At 37.4% G+C, this 17031-nt stretch carries 12 protein-coding genes and 1 pseudogene; 4 read left to right on the top strand and 9 right to left on the bottom strand.

Translation table 11 applies throughout. The features are described from left to right. Positions 1–145: 145 nt before the first annotated feature. The 6 genes from QMA08_RS07340 to QMA08_RS07315 all read right to left on the bottom strand — a co-directional run bounded on the left by QMA08_RS07340 (position 146) and on the right by QMA08_RS07315 (position 9071). A complete protein-coding gene (locus QMA08_RS07340; protein WP_290174064.1) occupies positions 146–1906 on the bottom strand; it encodes a UvrD-helicase domain-containing protein in 1761 nt (586 codons plus the stop codon). Continuing rightward, a complete protein-coding gene (locus tag QMA08_RS07335) occupies positions 1906–3849 on the bottom strand; it encodes an AAA family ATPase (RefSeq protein WP_290174063.1) in 1944 nt (647 codons plus the stop codon). The genes QMA08_RS07340 and QMA08_RS07335 overlap by 1 nt, the downstream gene beginning before the upstream one ends. Before the next feature lie 91 nt (positions 3850–3940). After that, the gene (locus QMA08_RS07330; protein WP_290174062.1) at positions 3941–4717 is read right to left on the bottom strand and encodes a polymorphic toxin-type HINT domain-containing protein; all 777 of its coding nucleotides are present in this window, start codon (positions 4715–4717) and stop codon (positions 3941–3943) included. Positions 4718–4768: 51 nt separating this feature from the next. Further along, entirely contained in the window at positions 4769–7759 is a 2991-nt protein-coding gene (locus QMA08_RS07325) for a DEAD/DEAH box helicase family protein (RefSeq protein ID WP_290174061.1), read from the bottom strand. 125 nt (positions 7760–7884) lie between these two features. Further along, positions 7885–8364, bottom strand: a complete 480-nt coding sequence (locus QMA08_RS07320) for a tyrosine-type recombinase/integrase (RefSeq protein WP_290174060.1) — start codon at positions 8362–8364, stop codon at positions 7885–7887. 458 nt (positions 8365–8822) lie between these two features. Next, positions 8823–9071, bottom strand: coding sequence for a helix-turn-helix transcriptional regulator (locus QMA08_RS07315; RefSeq protein ID WP_290174059.1), 249 nt, complete (start codon positions 9069–9071; stop codon positions 8823–8825). A 141-nt stretch (positions 9072–9212) separates the two neighbouring features. Between QMA08_RS07315 and QMA08_RS07310 the strand changes: the two genes are divergently transcribed. The 4 genes and pseudogenes from QMA08_RS07310 to QMA08_RS07295 all read left to right on the top strand — a co-directional run. Beyond that, positions 9213–9731 (top strand): hypothetical protein, encoded by a 519-nt coding sequence (locus QMA08_RS07310; protein ID WP_290174058.1) that lies wholly within the window; start codon positions 9213–9215, stop codon positions 9729–9731. A gap of 3 nt (positions 9732–9734) precedes the next feature. Beyond that, a complete protein-coding gene (locus QMA08_RS07305; RefSeq protein ID WP_290174057.1) occupies positions 9735–11225 on the top strand; it encodes a DEAD/DEAH box helicase family protein in 1491 nt (496 codons plus the stop codon). A 16-nt stretch (positions 11226–11241) separates the two neighbouring features. Then, positions 11242–11568, top strand: a complete 327-nt coding sequence (locus QMA08_RS07300) for a hypothetical protein (protein WP_290174056.1) — start codon at positions 11242–11244, stop codon at positions 11566–11568. A 226-nt stretch (positions 11569–11794) separates the two neighbouring features. Beyond that, a pseudogene (locus QMA08_RS07295) lies at positions 11795–12055 on the top strand (ion transporter); the annotation flags it as partial. An 83-nt stretch (positions 12056–12138) separates the two neighbouring features. Here the strand turns inward: QMA08_RS07295 and QMA08_RS07290 are convergent. The 3 genes from QMA08_RS07290 to asd form a co-directional block, all read right to left on the bottom strand. Next, entirely contained in the window at positions 12139–13296 is a 1158-nt protein-coding gene (locus QMA08_RS07290; RefSeq protein ID WP_290174055.1) for a DUF748 domain-containing protein, read from the bottom strand. Positions 13297–13525: 229 nt separating this feature from the next. After that, positions 13526–15415 carry a bifunctional diguanylate cyclase/phosphodiesterase gene (locus tag QMA08_RS07285; RefSeq protein ID WP_290174054.1) on the bottom strand — a complete coding sequence of 630 codons (1890 nt, stop codon included), beginning with the start codon at positions 15413–15415 and terminating at the stop codon, positions 13526–13528. 338 nt (positions 15416–15753) lie between these two features. Continuing rightward, complete coding sequence (gene asd, locus QMA08_RS07280) at positions 15754–16893, bottom strand: aspartate-semialdehyde dehydrogenase (protein ID WP_004334779.1); 1140 nt, start codon at positions 16891–16893, stop codon at positions 15754–15756. Between the last annotated feature and the right edge of the window lie 138 nt (positions 16894–17031).

The following is a 17031-nucleotide window of genomic DNA, read 5'->3' as shown; positions in this document are numbered from 1 at the left end:
TGTTCAGATTATCTCCATGTAGATTCTGCACCAAATAGACTGCGCGTCCGTAAAAAACAGACCACACGTCCGCACAATTGGTACACTCGACGTTCTATGCTACAAGTGGTGCTATGTAATTTGAGTTTGCATAGCGGAGCCAAAATCACACGACCTTGAAGCCAACCTTTTCAAGTTCTTCTTTCTCCTTAGCCTTTAGTTTCTTTACGGCCCAAATTAGGTAGTGCTGAGGGCGTGATGAAGCAACGTAAGCGAATCGTGCTGCTTCACTTTCTGGGTCACTAAGCCAACTCACCCAATGCGAGCCAGGCTGCCCTCCTGATTTAGCCGTGGATACCACAATCGTCACATCATGGGTTTCTCCTTTAGCACCGTGAATTGTTGATTTACTTAACGATATTGTTGTTTTAGCTGTAGAGCCTAAGAAAGAGATTACTTCTTTTTTTGCTAGCCCAACAGGAGAAGTAAGATTGACTTTATTTAATGGAGTCAAAGCTGTAGAAATAGCTTCAGTACAAAAGTCTAAATTTATAAGAGTTCGAACTAAAGTCTTTGATAGTTTCACCCAATCTGACCATGATGTTTTCATATCCTGAAGACCATGTTCAGATAAATACTCCAACGATTTACACAAGAACCTTCGCCAAGCAAGGTTAGAGTCTACAGATTGTGGGCAGTTAAAGCTTCTTGGCTTGCAACTTTCCTTTAGGTGGTAGCGAATGAATTCGGAGAACAATTCCAATGAATTGTTTAATGCTTCCATATTGTTGGGGTTAAACTGTTTTATCGCTAAGGCTAATTGTTGTATGTTATTTAATTTAGTCGCTGATGTTTGGAACTTACGTAGAATAGAATGTCCTCTTGATACGATGACATTATGCTTAAACCCATTACACCTTTCTTCAAAAGTTTTTATAAGCTCTGTAGGGCATTTGTCGTACTGGATGACCAAACATCTTGGTTCAAGCCAAGATATATTTCCAGTTATATTGTCTCGGCCAGTAATCATAGAACACAAATTCACGATATTTTGACAACTACGAAAGTTTCTACTGAGCTTTAACGAAGTGAATTTATTGGTTTTAACAAACTGTTTAACTTTGTCTGGTTCTACATCTCGAAAACCATATATTGCTTGATGTAAGTCCCCTATAAAGTGAAGCTGAGCACCATTGTCAGCAAGAGCTTGAAGGATAGCTAATTGCTCTTCAGAAAGATCTTGGCATTCATCAATTATTATCAGAGGGTATCTTTTTACTAGTAAGCCAACGAAATGTTTGAGATTGTCATCACTTAATGCATTAAGTGCTAGGTATTCAATGTCTCTATAAGTTGCAAACCCTCCTTCAAGCATTTTTATTTTAGCTTTCAATAAGTCTCGTTCTTGCCAGCCTTCGAGAGCGAGTGCGTTCAACGTTCTATTTTTCACTGAATCACCAGTTTCAAATATTATTTCATTACTACCGTTGAAAGAAAATTGATGTGCAAATACTTTTCCTCTACCACCATACTGGTATTGCGTTTGGTAACCTAGATGTCCTGACGGCTCTACGATCCTGATAGATGAGTCATTACCATCACCTGCAAACCCAGTCAGTTCTGTCGCAAGTGGATTAACAATGTTTTGATATATAAAGCTATCAAATGTACCTAGAAAGTGAGGGTACATACTATTACCTGGAGAGAGATATTTAGATATACGTTTTGTCAGTTCATCTGTTGCACTGTTAGAAAATGAAAGTACAGCTATGCCTGTGGTTCCTGCATTCCAAGATTTGAGTTCTTGGGCGACTTTAGCTGCAACAACCTCTGTTTTTCCACTGCCAGGACAGGCTTCAAGAAATACGTGCTCCTTTATACTTGAGTTAATATACTCAAGCTGCTCACCTGTAAACTCAATAGCCATTATGCTTCCTTAACTTTATCTAGTGAGCAAGCCCATAGAATGGCATCTTTAATATAACTAGGGACTGAAAAGGCTAAATGCTTCTTCTCAATTCTATCAGTAAGGATTTGAGCAAACATTCCCTTGCCAACATTATCGTCGTCAATTCTCTTTAGGATTTCAAGAGAAGCTGACGCTTTATCTTCAACGGGTTGTTTAGTCCAGTCCTTCAAAGCTATTTCGTTTAGTTTATCAATTACTGTACTTTTTCCTTTTTTGGGCTTAGGCCATAATGAAGATAAAATCTCTGCCATTAATGCAGCATTGTTACCTTCCATAGCTAAGTCATACTCTAATGTTTTGTATTTACTTAGAAATAGGCGTGCATTAGTAGAGCTATTAATTGATTCGACCAGTTTAATCGCGTGGTTAGTTCCGCTTTTCATATTCCCGTCATAAGGCATGAAGTCCTCGTCAACTTCTTTAAACTCCCCGTCTTTTTCAGGATCGATAACTTTAACCTTTACCGTTTTAGGAGGATCTAAATCCGTCACTCCAGCACATCGAACAGGAACGTTTTCTCCATTTATATCTTCATCTTCAACATTTTCTTTAATATTGCAGTAAAGCTGCATGAAGTGTTTAAAGTAAATACCATTCAAGTTTATGGTTGATACACCTAGATCTTCTAAACTCCTTTTTCCATCTTCCTGCTCATATAGAACCACTTTTGCCAATGTCGGCAGAATCATTTGCTCAGCAATACCTTCTACAAGTATAACGCCACTCGCAAACAGGAGGTTTGACTTAGTTACATCTAACCATCGGTTTACGAACTGGGAACTATTTGTAGGTAGTCCACAAAACCTCAACGGGGTAGCTATTGGTTTAGTGGATTTGGACAAGTGAATAATAGAATCTAGCTCTACAGAAGAAGCAAGGACTGTGGAGTGTGTAGTAACGATCACTTGTACATTTTTGTTCTCTTCAGCAACTGATTTTAGGTGGTTTAGCAGCCTGACCTGTAGCTGCGGATGTAAGTGCGCCTCAGGTTCTTCAATGAGCAGTAGTTTAAATAATGGTTGTGTGTCTTCCTCTTCATGCAGTGTTAGTTCAGCAAGAATTGACGCTATGTATAGCAGGTTGTTATAGCCCAAACTATTTTGACTTAAGCTACGAAACAAGCTTTGATCTTCGACTGAAAAGTCAGGGAAGAATAAAAGGGTTAAGCTTTCAGCAATTTTTGTAAAATTGCTCTCGGCAAATTGAATACTTGTTTTCTGACCAAAATGCAGACCTATGGCCTGTGTTAACTGCTCAGTTATTAGCTCATTGGCAGATTTGATAGTTAATTTTTTATCAGCGGCTAAACTTTCATTAAATTCTTTGAGCTTTTCTTCAAGTGGATGTGGTTTTTCTTCTTTTTGGCATTGTCTTAGCTCATTACGGTTCAACGCCTTTAATAGCTTAGATAGGCGTGATTGACGACCATTGGTTAACTTTGCTTCAGCATCCCTTAACGGAGGTAAATATATACATTGAATTAGGTCTAGTAATTCAGGATCGAATTGGGAGCTTTTTGAATTGCCACCCCATATGCTCTTCTTAAACCTACCTCGAATTTCTTTGTTCTCTGCCTGTAAATTTAAAAGTGCAATATCACCTGCACCTACCCAAGGTAACAAAGCGACTTTATCGTCAACATCAAGACCATCAAATTCTGAATTAATTGAAAAAGAAGAGGCAGGTTTTGCTTCGGCACTAAATGAGTAAGAAAAATCGTCGCTTGTAACTGTGTACCTGCCAGACTCAGAGTCATGAAACAGTTGCCGAATCGCACTAATAATCGCAGTTTTTCCAGCTCCGTTCTCGCCTACGATTACGTTTAATCCATCTGATAGCTTGATGTTGAATTCATTCTCAAAGCATCGAAAGCCTTTTACCCTTAGGTTACTTAAATACATATATCTTTCAGTCCTTTTTTCAATAAGATACGTATATTAAACAAATTTATGATTAGTGCATATTCCGGTCTACCTGAATCATTGCGCATTTTTATTCGAACAACCAATAATTTTCATCTGAGCCAAGCTGATAATGAGACTGGAATACCCCTTGAAGCTGGGCTGTTCTGGTAATATCTTTTCTATTCGACTTTCTTAACAGTTCTACAATTATTGGCTTGCCAAGATTATCTACAAATTTGTCTCCAATCTTTAAGTCTATAGTATCGACCCAACCTTTTCCTAAAACAAAAAATGGATGGTTTGAAGTAGCTTCAATTGTCTGATAATTGCCATCTAAGGAAGTAAAACCAATCTCATAAATTTCCTTATCTTCAACAACCCAAGTGTGAGCAACAGGTTTCCATTCAGATAATCCTGTTTCGACGTTTTTCGCCCAAACTAAATCACCAACAGAAATATCTTCTATAGACTTGTGTCCATCTTTTGTTAAAACTTCTGTACCCGCAACAAAACAACTCAATGGACAAGGGCTATTCTTACCACCTCCCTTCATAACACTTGCTAAACGTTTAGCTTTCTGAAATGTCTTAGCTGGATTTAAGGCACCCACAGTAGCATCAGTTACAGCACCACCAAGATTCAATGAGCCAGTTTCCGCATAATTAAGTGCAGCTCCCAAAGCAACATCAGCTACGAATTTAACAGCGAAATTTAGAAACTCACCATTTGGATCAGTGTATTTATACGGGTTATTGTTCACGTATAAATAGCGGTTGAATGACATGACAGGGTTTTGAGGTGTCCAACCAACAGGATCATTCGAATAAAAACGACCTATGACTGGATCATAGTATCGTGCCTGCATATAGATTAGTTACATGTACGATTCCTCAAAGTTTCAACACTAACCATTACATCATTGATTAATAACAACCCTTAGCTTAACTCCACTTACCTCATCAATATAAGCTGCCGTGGCTCCTAGAACTGATAGTTGATCATCGGATACTTGAGCTTTTGATATAGCTGGCTGAACGATAGCTACACTAAGCCTGAAAGTTGAATACCTTGCTACCTTTGCAAAGTGAATCAAATCTTCGTACTTGCCTTTATCAATTCGTGAAGCCTTTCCTTGATTGAGCCTAGTACGCTCGCGATCCATCAATCGCAAGATTAACTTTTCTTTATCACCAAACCACTTAATACTTTTTTCAGCTTGCCCCGCCACTTGATATACGTCGTCAACCCTTGCTCCAGGACGTGCTACCCCATTTTTCTTTGAACAATACTTACAGTGAAAAAGATCAATGACGAGTTCTTTGTCACCGTTGTTTTTTATCGCTACGATATCAGCCACTTCACCTGCACCGTCATCATCAAAAACTAAATCATAACGGTGTTTCAATTTCTGAATTGTATGATATTGAATAGAGTGAGTTAATTTGGCCGTCGTCTGTGACTCAACAGATATATCAACTCCAACCCAATCCCAGTCTTCTGTATTATTGACATCATATAAATAGGCATAGTCTTCATTTGGGTAATACCTAAACCCACCATCAATAACGGATGTATCACACATAAATATGGTTGGAGGATATTCATCAAAGAAGTCAGATAATTGCTGAACTTGCTCACCGACTTTGATATCAAGATTGTCTTGCGAAACGAAGCTGACCTCACCTTTTCCTGTAATTATTACTTCGATTGGGCTAACTGCATACTGACTCTTTAGAACCAAGCTTAATCTCTTAGGGTCGTTATTTTGCACCTCCGCTATCAATAGCTCGCAATTAATTAAGCTATCTTCCCAATTAGCTGATTTTATAGTGACTTTAGATTCATTTTTTCTTAGCAGCTCTACAGGCCATTCTACAGACAAAGGGGAAATTTCAGGATATTCTTCCAACTCTTCCGTCTGCATTGCCGTTTTCATGACTTCGTTAGTATCAATGGTCTCATCTAGAATTTTTGCTCCGACTCCCTTGCACCAAATAATCCATTTGTCCAAAGAATCACTATCCATCGCCCAAACTTTACCTTTATGGGAGCAACCTATACTTACTAGCTCACCATTTTCGTACCCTTTACCAAAAATATTAGATTTTGTAGCTCTATTTGCTTCTATATCTGGAATCTGCTCGTTAATCTCGGTGCCTGTATGCATTGAATAACGTAGACCTTTTTTATTTTTATTTAGACCTACATTTTGGAGCTTCAGGCGTTTAAGCCCAGCTAAAGATCTAAATACATGCTCCCCTTGCACTTGAGTTGCATTTTCAGCTACTAACTTGATCAATCTTTTCACCAAACCATCTTTAGCTGAAGAGTGGATAAATAGGAGGTTTGTGTTCCTGTCATAAAAGGCTATATACAAGTCCCAAGACTCATCGAATAGTTCTTTTGAGCTTGTCCATCCAACTGGCAAATAGGATTTAACAGAGAAAACTAATGTATTCTTTTCATCGTTAAGAACTGAATCCACTATCTGAAATTGCTTATTCGCAAACCTTTGAAATCGCTCTGGCTGCCAAGTAGCTACGCGCATCCTATAAACAGTCGTGCTTATGCTAGGTGTCAGACCTAAATCAAGTAGCTTACTTGGAGTCGAAAATTCAGCTCGAAACTCTTGATAGTCTTTCTCATCTTTGATTTTGCGAGAGCTGATGTCGCTTATAACGTTGTTCCAGTCGGAATCTTCTTTGTACAACTCCCCCAAGCATTCATTAACATTGGGGTTAGCTATGTTTGCCACGAACTTTGCATCACCAACATCTTGGGTAGTCCGTGTAAAGCGACCTGTGAATTGAAGCATAATGTTTATGCTCTTATGCGGGTCGTGAATCGCCGATATCTTTAACTGTGGCAAATCAAAGCCTTCACCTAGCATATCAACACAAACAATGATTCTGTGTTCTCTATTTCTTATTGCTTGTAAGACTTCAGCTTTCTTTTTCACCTTACTGTTGATTAAGACTGGCTTTAAATCCTCTTCATTAGCGTATAACTCAAAAATGTCTTTGGCTCTTTTGATGGTACTAGCCCTAGCCATTACAATATGATCTAACCCAGCAGCCAGATCTGCTCTCAGTAGTTCAATAGCTTTCTCTGCAATCGCCTGATCAGATTGCTCCTCAACAAACTCCCTTACGGGGTGAAACTCAATTGGTTTGAAGTAGCCTTCATCTTGCGCTTTTTTAAGAGGGTAATTAAATATAATTTTTCCCTCAACTCTTGAACCATCACTTCTAAAAGGAGTAGCAGTAAATTGAAATACGGATTTATCTTTGAATTGTGATTTTACTCTTGCCCATGTTGCAGCAGTGATATGATGAGCTTCATCCACAACGAGGTGTGTGCACGCTTCAGTCAACTTTACAAAGTATTCACTTTTGAATTTAGTCAGTGCCGATGCAGATGCGACTATGACGTTTGATTTCAATAACTCGTCTAAATGTTCGTGATCATCAACACCATGTTTTATTGTGGCAACAATTGGGTTGAGAGTATTATCTGTAATTAACCCAAGTTCTCGAAGAAGACCTAATTGGACGAACTTATTCTTCGTTTGTTCTCGCAATGCGTCAGAGGGAACTATAACTAGGGTTCTTTTAAAATGGCCTGCTACCACAATGGACAATATGGTTTCAGTTTTCCCTGTACCCGTCGGCATGACTATAGTCGCAGCTGTTGCGTTATCAGAACGTTCGTACCCTAACGCCGAAAAAATCCCCCCTATTTGTGGGGGTCTCAAGCCACTTACCTGATTGGCTACATTTTCTTCTTTGAACAAAAAATTAGATTGGCACCATGAAGAGTGAATCGATTCAGGAGTATGCTGGTCAGCATTAATTGGTAACCAGATTACCGTACTATTTTTAACTTTTACTTCTTTCAACTGTTCCATCAAATTATTTCCCTACTAACCATCAATAATCGCTTGATTTTTAAACTCTTAATTTACCACTCAGCGAACAAATTATCTACAAAAGAGACGATAGCCTCGTAGATATACTTCCAGCAACATATTAGTTAAAACAAGCCACTATCACTTTGTGCAGATGTATGGGTGTCAGAATACACGGCACTCAGTTTAGCTCTACTAACATGGGGGTATATTTGAGTGGTGGATATGTCGGCGAGTCCAAGTAATTCTTGGACATGTCTTAGGCCTGCATCATTTTCAAGCATCTCGCTCGCTGTTGAGTGTCGATACAGGTGACAAGCTCCAGGGCGTTCGATGCCAGCTAACTTGACGTATTGAGATGCCATATCAGAAAGTTTGCCTAATTTATAACGTTTACCATTGTTGTTAAGAAACAATGAGTTACCAGAGCCAATAAAGGCGAACATTGGCCTAATCTTGCCAATATATAGAACTAGCCACTCCAATGCTCGTTTACTGATGGGTATTAGCCTTTCTCGCTTCCCTTTGCCATGTACTCGAATTAGCTCGTTCTGAAAGTCAACATTGAGCTTTATGAGTTCCCCTCTGCGTATCCCATTGAACACATCCCAAAATGGCCGATTAAACAAAGGATTAAAAGTATGAAACCTTATTTGGCTGTTAAAAAACTCAATAACACTCGGATATACGCAAACAAAAGGCAATTCCTTATTTAGGCATTGCTGTTAGTCACAGTTTCTTACTTACGTTTAACAAGTAAATACCTGTAATTGAATTTTGTCTGGATGATCTAGAAAGGTAAAATAATTGTCTTTTTTTGATTTAATTTTCAATCAGTGTTCTAACTACTTTGGTTTGAGAGTTCCAACTAGAACGTTTCGCTGTTCCAGATAGGGAAGATCTGATGGTTCAATTAACCGGACTATACATTTGTGATTGAGTGAATAGTGAATAGTGAATAGTGAATAGTGAATAATGATGATTAGTGGTTCATTTTAGGAAATATCAAAACTCAAAGCGTGAGGATAACATTCAAATATGAATTTTAGTCACTGCATAAAAGTTATTTTATTTTTACGCCATTAACCTCTGGAAGTATTTCTGAGAGCGGGCATTCAAGTGCTGCGGCTAACGCATAGACTTTAGCAAGTGTGATTTTATAAGAACCGCTTTCTATTTTACTTAAGTAACTTCTATCGAGATTAGCTTTACCGCAAAGGTCTTCTTGTTTCATACCTATTTTAGCTCTGGCTGCTCTTAAATTTCTTCCAAATTGAATAGCTAAATCATTATCAAAATTTTCGTCACTCACTTGTGGTTTCCTTCAAATAAAAGGATATATGTTCCCACGTTGTCAACTGTAAATGTATAGAGTATACTCCACACTAAGTTGCATATACTCCACATTTGGTAGCATATACTCTAAATTTAGGTGCTTGAATTGGATTCATAAATGGATAGGTCAACCTTTAATCAGATAATAGTTTTAAAAAACATAGATCACTTCTCGGCTGTCGAAATTAGAACTGCTTATCTTTCAATTAAAAGGGATGAGGGGTTAGATCCTGCTTCTGTGCGACGTTTTGTATATGAAGAGCTTTTAAAATTAATTAAAAGAGGTTGGTTGAAAAAGAGAACATCAGCTAAGAAAGGGGTTACTCGTTATATAAAAACTGAACAATTTAATCATGATTATCTAAAAGATTTAACTAGATCTAAAGAGATTATAAATTTAGGCGATGCTGATGAGTCAAACTATTTTAAAACGTTAGCTAACCGCTTGAATCAGTATAATTCTGAGCTTCTTGAAGGTTTAGGTGCTGTTAATGAATATATTGCGCTTAAAGATATTTACCCTGAAAGATATGCCGCATTAAAGGAACGCTACATGGCAGTTCAGGAAAACAACCATATCTTAAAAGGAAAGATTTCAGTTTTAAACGAACTTATTAAATCAACAAAAGAGAAGTAATAAATGAAACTAAGAAATTGGCAGTCAGAGTGCATTCACTTTGCAATTTCTAAATATAAATCACTAAAGCATTTTTTAGCACTTGCTACTCCTGGTGCTGGCAAAACAGTGATGGCCTCTGTATTAGCTAAATTGATGTATGACCAAGGTGACATTGATCTTGTACTTTGCTTTTCTCCTTCATCAATCGTCGCGCATGACTTTAGTGAAGCGTTAGGTGAACAATTCGACGCACATTTTGACGGCACCATTGGCGCATTGGGCAATTCATTCACTTATCAGGCATTGGGCACACTAGACAATAAGGTATGGCGCTTATTTGAAAAGTATCGCGTGTTCGTGATCTTTGATGAGATCCATCACTGTGCTGGTTCAAATATAAAAGATGCTAACGCTTGGGGTAAGCCAATCATAACAACGATTAAAGAAAAAGCGGCTTACACAATCGCGTTAACTGGCACACCGTGGCGATCCGATGCGCTACCAATCGCACTTGCGGAATACTGTAATGAGTCAGAGCAAATACAATGTGATTACGTATATGGCTTAAAACAAGCTATTACTGACAATGTATGTCGTATCCCTCAAGTCGTTGCTTTAGACAACGATCAGATAACCGTTGTAGAAGGTAGTGAAACAAGCCATTTCACCAGCTTTTTAGAACTGCTTTCACAATCAATTATTCCATATTCTGAGATTGTGACTAACACAAGCGTGATAGAGCAACTATTGATCCACTCTAGTCATAAGCTTAATAAACTTCGATGTTTCAATAAAGAAGCTGGGGGGCTAATAGTGGCCTCTTCAATTGCCCACGCATGGCAAATACAGCTAATAATGAAGCAGGCTATTGGAGAAAGCGCACTTGTTGTTACTAGTGATGAAGGTAATGCAAATGGTCTCATTCGATCTTTCAGGTTTAGCCAAGATAAATGGATTATCAGTGTTGGAATGATCTCAGAAGGCACGAACATACCCCGTCTTCAGGTATGCTGCTATTTATCTAACGTAAAAACTGAAATGAATTACCGACAAGTAATGGGACGCTTGCTACGCATTACCAATGCGCCTAACCAACAGGCATTTTTGTTTATGCCCGCCGAACCAAAGCTTGTTGAGTATGCTTATCGAGTGGCCCAAGACATCCCTGATGAATTAGCAAAAGTAAAATTCGCTCAGATGGATGAAGAGATAATTACGGAGGCTCATCATGCCTTAGATGATGCTGATATAGGTATTGATGATGAAATCTCTACTGATATAGAAGCAGCTAAAGCAATTATAAGTATTGGAGATACATTAATGCATACCGAGGAAAGCCCAACCTCTTTTACAGATCTACTACCAAGTGAAATAGCCATATCAACCGATAAGATCATGGGGATATTTGGTAAGTTTAACCACAAAGAGCTTGAAATTGACGGCTTCGATCAACTGATCATCTCCGAGCAATCAATGACAAAACTCAACAAGCTTAGCTCTGAAGTGTTTTAGAAAAATTGGTGTATTTATGATTCACAAACCTCACGGCTGGGTAATTTTAAAATTCACTAATGAAGGCGATGTGTTTTTTAAAATCTTTGCAAGTTGGCGCGGTGGCTATTTAGATGGCGATTCTTGGAGACTCAGCTCTGGTTCTAATAAGCCTCCCGCTTTATCTGATTGTGGAAAGTATTGGATTTGGGCTCAAGAATCTGGTTCGTGTTATCACCTTTCAGATCATGGTGAAGATGGATATTCATTTTATACCGCTCAAATACTAGCAGATATTATTCTTCAATCTGATGAAAAAAATATTCTAATAGAAAGAATCAAGTTATCTTCGATATTAAATTAACTTAGTCTTTCGTTTAAAGGCTTGTTATTTGATATAAGCGCTCAGAAGTAGAGAGACTGATTTTTGTCAACAAAATATCTTCTTGGGTATTTAGTTGTCATCATTTTTAAGTGACTTGTCAACAAAAAGTAAAGTTGACAAGGCAGGTTTGGTGGTGTTTTGTGTTTTGGTGTAGGAAATAAAAGGGATTAGAACCCACCCACCCATTACGTCAACAAAAAACAACACATATAAAACATACATAATGTACGAAACAATGGCGGTGTACGAATTAAGCTGGATTTATTACCTTACGTTTATATTCTTAACTGCATTTGTATTTTTAAACATGATGGTAGGTGCAATACTTGAGGTAATGAGTGAGGAGCACCGAAATGCCCGAGAAGAGCTTGCGGATAACGATTCTCTACCTGCAACACAAGGTCAGATAAATGAGCTACAAGTTCAAATTGCAGAGCTTAAAGCGCTATTAAGTAAAGACAAATAGAAGCCTCTAAACTAAGTAACACCAACATCAATGATGTTGGTGTTACTTTGAGTTAAACGTTTAATTTGGGAAATATAAATACATTAATTACTTTTATTACTTTTATTACTTTTATTACTTTTATAACTTAAAGATTCATCACTCTTTGGATCTTCAAAAGAAATAACATTATCCACTTTCATTTTAAACGCATCAAAAAAAGCATTTTTTAAAACCGAAATAACAGCTTGAAAAGTCGAAACATCCGTATTATCTAATTGCCCCTCTATAGGAATGCGTGCAGCAACCAGTTTAGACTCATCGTTTTCAAGTATAGAGCCCAGTAAATCTACACTGCCTTCAAATATAGCAGTAAAGATACCGTCATCATCTTTTTCTATATCTTCTCGCCAAGAAAATACACTCAGGTTTTGAACACCCGCTTTTACATAACCATTTAAGTTATTATCTTTAGCCACAAGTTCCATTGCGCCATCAATGCCCCCCGCTTCAATATCAAACGGTGTATACACTTTAAATACAGTGTCGAGATTTTTAACTGAGAAGCGCTGTACCTCTGCGTTAAAATCAAAATTAGCGTGTTTACTAAAAGGGTCTAGTTTGCCATCAAGCTTTAATGCGGCCTCCCCCATTAACGCCCCCTCTACATTTAGAGTAGTCACAAGTGTTTTTGATAGGTTTTGCGCATTCGTTATATTTTCAATTTTGGCATTAATATTTGATATAAAAGTGGGTTTTTCACCGCTATTGGTTGAGTTAACTAAGGTTAACTTGCCTTGCTCAATTATTAAGGTATCAATAGAAAACAGTACTAAGTCATTAGCCAGCCCCACCCAAGTGGTTTCATCTTTTACTTGTTTATTTTGCTCAGAAGCATTGGGGTCTTTATCGTAAATAACTATCTCAGGACGCGTAAAAGCCATATTTGTGACTAAATTCCCTTTTAAAAGGGCTGACCACGCAAGTGAAAAATCGAGAGTTTGAATACTCAGTAAAGGCTTAGGAGCTGAAGTTGCATCAACAGCGTAAATTTCAACGTCGTCAATAGCGTAGGCACCGCGATATAAAAACAAATCTACATCACCAACATGCCCCGTAACACCTTGCGTATGTTTTAGCTGATAATTTACGTACTGCTGAAGCGCATAAGGTGCGGCTATTCTGGCAATAATAAGGACTAATAAAATAACCGCAAATGAGTTAAACCATTTGCTATGAAATACATTAGAAACCGAGCTCATTGTAATTTCCTTTACCTAATACTTTCAAATGAGCATTTTAAACATGTAAGAATTACGCAAAATTGTAACAACACTACGTAAATCGTATTTAAAATACATCGTTAATAGCCTGAGTGAAGTTAAAGTGGCTAATTTAAGTATTAACAGCAAAGGTTATACCAATTTAAAATTGCTACAAAAAATTGGGTTTATGCAGCAATGCTTAACTAAATAAAAACAGCGAGCACCTTTAATATATCAAGGATAGTGCTTGATCAAATCTAACTGGTTTACTGAATATAAAACCTTGGTATTTATCAATTTCTAAGCTTTGTAATAACGTTAACTGAGCTGGATTTTCTACGCCCTCAGCTATTACTTGGCAACCAATCATATGCGACATGTTAGTTACCGCAGAAACAATACTTTTATCTTTTGAGCACTCACAAATATTATCAATATAAGATTTGTCTATTTTAATGTAATCAACTGACAGCTCTTTTAAAACCGATATAGAAGAAAACCCAGTACCAAAGTCATCAATAGAAATACGCACACCGGTATTTTTTATGGCCGTAATCACTTTTGACAAATACGGTAAATTTTTAATCATGACTGTTTCTGTTATTTCTAAATGCACATTGTATGGTTTAACTGCGTATCTATTTAAAAGCGCAACTAAAAAATCTAAAAAGTTATGGTTTTCTAGTTGCAACACCGACACATTAATCGACAATCCAATCTTACTATTTACGGCATTTAGCTTACTTAAGCTCGCAATGGCTTGCTCTAGTACAAATTCGCCGAGTATATTAATTTTTCCATATCGCTCTGCAATATCTATAAATTCTGAAGGGGGAATAAATTCATCATTAAACTGCCAACGAAGTAGTACTTCAAACGTAGTTATTTCATTTGTGCTTATATCAACAATAGGTTGATAGCACAGATGAAAGTCACCTTTTTCTACGCACTCTTTAATTGAGCTGCGAAGTACTTCTTCTCTTTTAAGCGATTCATGCATTCGCTCGTCAAATACTGATATTTCATTACGGCTTTTCTTACCTTCATACATAGCTACATCAGCGTATTTAATCGCCTCTGCAAGATTAAAATTTTCGCGCGTAAAATACAGCCCAACCTTAAAAGAGGGGTTTACTTGATAGCTATCCATGCTTACTGTTTTCGTTAAGGTTTTAACTAATCTAAAAACACAGTCAAAAAGTTCATCTTCGGTGTTAGTGCGAGAATAAAAAATAAACTCATCACCTCCCCATCGACAAGCAATAAAGTCGCCTTGGGTTTGTGCTTCAACTAATCGTTTACCTGTTTGGGCCAGCACAAAATCACCAAAATCGTGACCGTATTTATCGTTGATGATTTTAAAGTCATCCATATCTAAAAATAAAACAGCTTTAATATCATCATTTTGATTGGCTAAATCAAGTTCAACATTAGAAACAAAGCTCCCCCTGTTAAACAATTTAGTTAGGTTGTCTTTTTGCTCTAAAGAAATTATTTGTTCGGTACGAAGTTGCACTTCGTTTTCTAAGTTTTCAATAAATTGATCTAACTTAAGTTCATTATTAATTGATGACTTTACATCTTTTGCACTACGTGAAGCCGTTATAAAACACAAAATAAACCATAAAACGAGCCCTAAAACACCTAGTACATTCTCATCTTCAATAGGCTGTAAAAGTAATAAAATACTAAAAGGAACCAATAAGCAGGTTATATACGACAAGGAGGAACGAATATCAGAAGCTAAAACGTTTACACCGCCACCAGCAAGGGAGCTAAAAACAACCAGTGATACAAATTTTTCCTGCATTTGCATGTTTTCATAAAACAAAATAGGAAAAGCAGCCCATGTTAAAGCCGTTAATAATAAACCTATAAAATACAGATGATATTTAAAAGCATGGGTGTTGTTAACAAATACATGGCTTGCTATTCGAAGTAATGAAATAAATGATAACGTAAAAAGCCAGTAAAGCTTTTCTTGCGAGGCGCTGTGGTTAATACTGCTAAAAATAAGAAAACAAGAAACAACCGTGTTTATAGCAATTGCAGAACTAAAATAGGAGCTAACAAATGCTAATCGCTTATTGGCAAAGTTATTTGTGTGAGAGGTCATTAATGTTACTTGAATAGGCTGTTGCACAATGTAAACAGTTTACTTAAGTTCAATAATAAACAAAAGTGAACATTCATAAAAAAGTATTGTTTTAGCCTCTTAAGCGGTTTTATAAGCCATTAAACTAAAAAGGGCTGGCAAATTGCCAACCCCTTTTGTTAATACTGATTATATATTATACCAATTCGCTTAATTAAGTGATCTATTTAGAGGGAAGAAAATCGTGTCGATAACAAGGCAAAAATTTCTTTATTTAGTTGTTCTATATCAAAAATATTTAACGTAGTTAACGTCAGATTTAACCCCTCAAATTAATTAAGTATTATTGCGAATTGGTATTACTCACCATCAACAATTATGCGTAACATACGACGAAGTGGCTCTGCCGCGCCCCATAAAAGCTGATCGCCTACTGTAAATGCGCTAATGTATTTTGGTCCCATCGCTAATTTACGAATACGCCCAACAGGAATGCTTAAAGTGCCCGTTACTTTAACCGGTGTTAAATCTGTGGCACTAATTTCACGCTCGTTTGGAATTACCTTAACCCACTCATTATGAGACGCTAAAATTTCTTCAATTTTTTCTACGCTAATATCTTCACGTAATTTAATGGTCATCGCTTGTGAATGACAACGCATAGCGCCAATACGTACACATAAACCATCAATAGGTACTGGTTGCTTAGAAGAGCCTAAAATTTTATTCGCTTCTACTTGCGCTTTCCATTCTTCTTTAGACTGACCGCTTGGCATAGGTACGTCAATCCACGGGATTAAACTGCCCGCTAATGGCACACCAAATTGATCTTGTGGTAAGTCTTTAGACGCCATTGTTTCACTGACTATTTTATCAATTTCTAAAATAGCAGAGCTTGGGTTATCTAATTGCTCAGCAACACTTGCATGAATAGCGCCCATTTGTGCAATAAGCTCTTTCATATTTCGTGCACCAGCACCAGAGGCTGCTTGGTAAGTCATTGGGCTTACCCATTCAATTAGGTCTTGCTCAAATAAACCGCCTAATGCAAGTAGCATTAGCGATACTGTACAGTTACCACCAACAAACGTTTTAACGCCTTGCTCTAAGCCTTGTTCAATAACATCTTTGTTTACGGGATCTAGCACTATTATGCTGTCCTCACTCATACGCAGTGCTGAAGCTGCATCAATCCAGTAACCATCCCAACCCGACTCTCGAAGTTTTGGATATACCGCATTGGTGTAGTCACCGCCTTGGCAAGTAACAATAATATCCATTTTAGCAAGTTCGCTAATGTCACTTGCATCTAGCAATGGTTTTGCGTCGCCTGCAATATCAGGGCCGAGTTGCCCCGCTTGTGAGGTGGTGAAAAAGGTGGTGTCGATATGGGCAAAATCACTTTGCTGCTGCATACGTTCTAATAACACAGAGCCAACCATGCCACGCCAACCGACTAATCCTACTTTTTTCATTGTTTGTTCCACTGTTTGATTCATAAAAGATGCCTTAATACATTAAAAATTAAATTCATTGCGTGAGATTTAATTTTCATTAACGTCAAAATAACACCACCAGCGCGCTAAAACTAGTGAATAAAGTAGAACTTAAATATTTTTCATAGTCATAAAAAAGCC

Source organism: Pseudoalteromonas sp. APC 3355 (genome assembly GCF_030407615.1).
Lineage (GTDB): Bacteria > Pseudomonadota > Gammaproteobacteria > Enterobacterales > Alteromonadaceae > Pseudoalteromonas > Pseudoalteromonas distincta.
The sequence above is the reverse complement of the archived record's forward strand: the minus strand, read 5'-3'. Positions and strand labels throughout refer to the sequence as shown.

Bases quoted from the DNA above. Each gene is read 5' to 3' on its own strand.
- QMA08_RS07340 (WP_290174064.1), bottom strand. From the start codon at position 1,906: ATGGCTATTGAGTTTACAGGTGAGCAGCTTGAGTATATTAACTCAAGT.
- QMA08_RS07335 (WP_290174063.1), bottom strand. From the start codon at position 3,849: ATGTATTTAAGTAACCTAAGGGTAAAAGGCTTTCGATGCTTTGAGAAT.
- QMA08_RS07330 (WP_290174062.1), bottom strand. From the start codon at position 4,717: ATGCAGGCACGATACTATGATCCAGTCATAGGTCGTTTTTATTCGAAT.
- QMA08_RS07325 (WP_290174061.1), bottom strand. From the start codon at position 7,759: ATGGAACAGTTGAAAGAAGTAAAAGTTAAAAATAGTACGGTAATCTGG.
- QMA08_RS07310 (WP_290174058.1), top strand. From the start codon at position 9,213: ATGGATAGGTCAACCTTTAATCAGATAATAGTTTTAAAAAACATAGAT.
- QMA08_RS07305 (WP_290174057.1), top strand. From the start codon at position 9,735: ATGAAACTAAGAAATTGGCAGTCAGAGTGCATTCACTTTGCAATTTCT.
- QMA08_RS07300 (WP_290174056.1), top strand. From the start codon at position 11,242: ATGATTCACAAACCTCACGGCTGGGTAATTTTAAAATTCACTAATGAA.
- QMA08_RS07290 (WP_290174055.1), bottom strand. From the start codon at position 13,296: ATGAGCTCGGTTTCTAATGTATTTCATAGCAAATGGTTTAACTCATTT.
- QMA08_RS07285 (WP_290174054.1), bottom strand. From the start codon at position 15,415: ATGACCTCTCACACAAATAACTTTGCCAATAAGCGATTAGCATTTGTT.
- asd (WP_004334779.1), bottom strand. From the start codon at position 16,893: ATGAATCAAACAGTGGAACAAACAATGAAAAAAGTAGGATTAGTCGGT.